Genomic DNA, 4,289 nt, shown 5'->3' with positions numbered 1-4,289 from the left:
GCTAATTATATTGTGTGTATTATACTTTAGCAAATCGACTAAAACATATTCATATAAACCAGGAATTTTGTAGGTTTGTTTATAATCTTGAATCCTCAGTTTTTGCTCTTGGTCATTTTCGGTTAAGATAAAATACTCTTCGGCTCGAATTAAATTTTCATCTGTATTTGGAAATGTGACAGTATAACTCTTTTTTTTCATTAGTTAACCCCCTCTATGATTGTGTTTTTAATTGAACTTACCCCGTGGGGGTAGTATATAAATTTACTATAAATTATGGTAGTCAAATATGATCATACCATCTTTGGGAATCCAAACCAACTCATCCAGGCATGTCGGTGGAGTATGTTTTTCGTTGAATGTGCCCACACAGATGGCTGTATCAAAACCACCTGATGCCAAGTCCAAATTTTTTCTTAATATCACCATCATCGATTTTTTTGCCAGAGACTTGCTCTCGATGTACCTTAGTTCAGATGCTATGGCGTAGTACCTGCTACAAACTAGCAAGGCTGGAATGATAGAGATTAGCTTCCCTACTCCCTACTCCCTACTCCCTACTCCCTACTCCCTACCCCATTAAAAACTGCTATAGTTATGACTGACGGTAAGACTTGGTGATAAAAACCCTGGGAGAGGATTTCATGAAACGACAATTGAGACAACTTACCTTAGGAATGACTCTGATCGCTTGCTTAATGGGTTCAGTTGCCTGTGAGTCAACCTCCTCTGTTAAAAAAACTAAAGTTCGTTCTGCCCATAGTAACTGGGTAGAGGAACAGTTTCAAACCCAAATCGTCAATATTGGTCTGGAAAAACTTGGTTATGAAATCGAAGAACCGAAAGAAATAAGCTATCCGATCATTTATGTGTCTGTGGCTAATGGCGAGCTAGATTATAGTACTATAAACTATGAAAAATCACATCTAGAATTCTTTAAAAATGCTGGGGGTACCAAAAAGTTAGAGCGAGTTGGAGTTATTACTCCTGATGTGATACAAGGCTATCAAATCGATAAAAAAACGGCTGAGAAATATAACATTACTAACCTGCAACAATTTAAAGACCCAAAAATTGCGAAACTATTTGATACAGACGGCAATGGTAAAGCTAATTTAATCGGTTGTGATCCTGGTTGGTTTTGCGAAGTGATAGTCGATCATCACCTCAAAGCTTACGGACTAGAAGATACCGTTGAACACACTAGAGGACAATATATCGTGCTACTCGCCGATGTTATGACTCGCTACAAGCAAGGAGAAAGCATTTTATACTATGCGTTGTATCCTCACTGGATATCTACAATATTAAAACCGGATCAAGATATAATTTGGTTAGAAGTTCCCTTTACCTCTCTTCCTGAATCCCAGAAAAATATAACTGAAAAAGACACCTCTGTAAACGGAAAAAATCTTGGATTTACTGTCGATCGCCAGCGCATTGTTGCTAACAAGAAATTTTTGGCAGCTAACCCAGTTGCTAAGCGTTGGTTTGAACTGGTTCAAATTCCGGCTGAGGACATTAACGTTGAAAGCTTAAAGATCAAAGAGGGTGAGAGCAGTTCAGAAGATATTAATCGCCATGCTAAAGAGTGGGTTGAGAAGAATCAAGAGTTGTTTGATAGCTGGATAGAAGAGGCAAAAAAGGCAGGAGGTGATTCTATTTAAAGGGAATAGGGAATAGGGAATAGGGAGTAGGGAGTAGGGAGTAGGGAGTAGGGAGTAGGGAATTTTTGTGTACTTAATAGCTATTAAAAAGGCGTTGCTGAATCAAGGAATGAATGCGCGATCATCTGGTTTTGGTCAAGCCCCCTAAATCCCCCAACTTTGCGGTGCGACCCGTGGCGAATTTAATTCGCCTACGGAAAGCGCACCGGAGGGGAATTTGAAAGTCTTTTTCCCCCCAAAATTGGGGGGCTAGGGGGGCAAAACCATACCCATAATCAGCAACACGTAAGTTAATTTTTTTTACAAAAAAGCGTTCGTATAACTTTAGCGAACGTTTTTTTATTCCCCCTAAAACTACCCAAAAAAACTTTTTTAAAAACCCTTGACAAAATTGTTAGAATAATTATTATTATAAATATAAATACGAATTCAATCTTTGATTCATGTCAAAAAACCCAAACCTAAAGAAACAACCTGTTGAGCACACTATGAAAGGCTCTCGTCAAGCAGTAATGCATAGTATGCACATGCTTTATGTCTTTGGCTATGCCGAGATTTGCGAGTGGAGCCCTCTGGAGCCAACTGGTGTTCCAGACGAAGTGATTACGACAATGATGAAGTATTGGCTGTTGCCATAACACTTTGTCTTGATGCAGTCGCTCATGGGGGAAACCCCCAAGACCGCGCTGCATCGCTAAATTTATGGGGGGTTTTCCCCCCCTGGGAAAAGCTCCGGTCTGGTCGCGTAGGGTGACCTTTGGCCAATCAAATAACATCACATCAGGTTAGGTTTGGGATCTGACTGACATCAAAATTTAAATCCACTTACTGTGGCATTGAAAAAGCCGTGGACATTATGTCTACGGCTTTTTTTTATGTTTGAGACTTGTATTTTTTATCTGTTGCTTGTTGCCTTTTGCTTTTTGCCTTTTCCTCAAAATATTTTATAAGATCATGTGGTCAACGATACCAGCTACTATGCAGCAGTGGTCAAGATATTGTATTCTAATTGGAGATGCTATTGGTGTCATGCTTAAACAATACCATAGTTCTTTCCTCCAACCTGCGGAATGCAGGCTCTAAACTAATTTGGCTAACAACCAAGTTTATTCAAAAATTAGAGGATGTAAAAATGATTCAGGTTATTCAGGCAAACGCGACTTCATCGGAGCAAAGTTTTCCCGAGAGTATCCAGCGCTTAATTAGCAATATCAAAAATCAGTCGGCAATGGTACCGACAATTGCTCGTGAGTGCATTTTGGATGCACGCATCTCACCGGAAGACTTGATGGGATGGGCTGACTTTGATCATCCCATCACCGACAGCTACGGTCGAAAGCTAATTTACCACGGCGGTTCCTTTGAAATTATGGTATTGTCTTGGGCTCCAGGAGACTACACCACGATTCATGACCACGGCGCAAGCCAATGGGGAGCAGTACAGTGTTTTGGCGAGGCGGAAGACTACATGTATACCTTAACAGATGGAGTGCTGCAAACCCAGAAGCGGCTGGAGTTTAGCTCAGCACAGGTAAAGGCGGTAGCTGAAGATATGATTCACCAGATGGGCAACCCCGGAAAATTCGCCTTTTTGAGCCTTCATGTATACGGAGGCGAAAACCCCAACGACTCCATCACTAGCAACTCACGAATCTTTGACCTGTTTGAAGGCAGCATTCAACGAACGGATGGAGCAGCGTTATTTTGCTTGCCAGAGGCAGAAATTAAAGAGCGGCACTATGGCTTACAAGCAGATGCTAACACTACTCTCAGACACCACGAAAAGATGCGCGATCGCATCTGTCGAATCCTTGCAGTACAGGACAATCCTCTACTTCGCTCAAAATTAGCTGTGTTAGACAAGCAAATGTCACAGCTCAAGTAAACTAAAGATAATTGGTAATTGCTAATAGACTTCTCCAAAAATTGTAAAGCCAGTCTATCACTAGGTTTGAGATGGGGTGCATCTCACTTTTTAAATTAGGGAACAATTATAATAAAACTCCACCGCCCGGGTTCCAAACTTTCCTTCTTTTTTAAAAATATGAGATGCACCCTTTGATATTTTTGGGATGATTCACAAATCCGTTCACTTTAAACGCAATAATCAGGGTAATCGCCTCTACTTTGGTATAAGTTGTACTTGACAAACAACCGCGTGTATAATGATGATAGAGTTTATATATGATTAAATTAATCATAAGTATTTTTAATAAAAAACGTAAGCTGTTTGGCCTTTAAATTGGATATTATTCAGTTATAATAAAAAACGTAAAATCCTATTACCCTGATCTGATTTTTACCTCCTACCCTGCTATCATAAGCATGCAATTAAAGCGATAATAATTAATTTTTAGCATTGTTACCTATTGTCTACTACCTGCTCCCAAATCCCGACTCCAGACTTCAACAATCAGTCAATAGTTAGTAACAATAATTTCCCTAATTTCTCCTCTGCTATTTCCTTTTGAGTTTATTCTACGGGATGCCAATATTCGCTCAATAGTAAACCCTTGATATAACTCATCAAAAAACAAATCATTAACATAGTTAGTTGGATCGGAATTGCTGAGCATTTGATTGGCTCCTGCTTGATCAGCTTTCACAAACACATCCCGTAAA

Annotated in this window: 5 protein-coding genes and 1 pseudogene; 3 read left to right on the top strand and 3 right to left on the bottom strand. The window is 39.8% G+C overall.

Features of this window, described 5'->3' with window-relative positions:
* Together F6K57_RS38015 and F6K57_RS38010 are read right to left on the bottom strand one after the other, a co-directional pair.
* A partial coding sequence (locus F6K57_RS38015) for a hypothetical protein (protein ID WP_293073637.1) occupies positions 1-201 on the bottom strand: 201 nt, incomplete at its 3' end.
* A 66-nt stretch (positions 202-267) separates the two neighbouring features.
* Entirely contained in the window at positions 268-510 is a 243-nt protein-coding gene (locus tag F6K57_RS38010; protein WP_293073634.1) for a hypothetical protein, read from the bottom strand.
* A 134-nt stretch (positions 511-644) separates the two neighbouring features.
* On the opposite strand from F6K57_RS38010, the gene proX reads away from it, so the two are divergent.
* From proX to F6K57_RS37995, 3 genes are all read left to right on the top strand, one after another.
* A complete protein-coding gene (gene proX / locus F6K57_RS38005; RefSeq protein WP_293073631.1) occupies positions 645-1,667 on the top strand; it encodes a glycine betaine/L-proline ABC transporter substrate-binding protein ProX in 1,023 nt (340 codons plus the stop codon).
* A gap of 443 nt (positions 1,668-2,110) precedes the next feature.
* Positions 2,111-2,305 carry a hypothetical protein gene (locus F6K57_RS38000; protein ID WP_293065422.1) on the top strand — a complete coding sequence of 65 codons (195 nt, stop codon included), beginning with the start codon at positions 2,111-2,113 and terminating at the stop codon, positions 2,303-2,305.
* 494 nt (positions 2,306-2,799) lie between these two features.
* Entirely contained in the window at positions 2,800-3,552 is a 753-nt protein-coding gene (locus tag F6K57_RS37995; protein WP_075906398.1) for a cysteine dioxygenase family protein, read from the top strand.
* A gap of 532 nt (positions 3,553-4,084) precedes the next feature.
* Here F6K57_RS37995 and F6K57_RS37990 read toward each other — a convergent pair.
* A pseudogene (locus tag F6K57_RS37990) lies at positions 4,085-4,289 on the bottom strand (DNA adenine methylase); the annotation flags it as partial.

This window comes from Moorena sp. SIO4A5 (assembly GCF_010672005.1).
Taxonomy (GTDB): domain Bacteria; phylum Cyanobacteriota; class Cyanobacteriia; order Cyanobacteriales; family Coleofasciculaceae; genus Moorena.
Note: the sequence above shows the minus strand (reverse complement) of the source record. Positions and strands in the feature narration are given on the sequence as shown.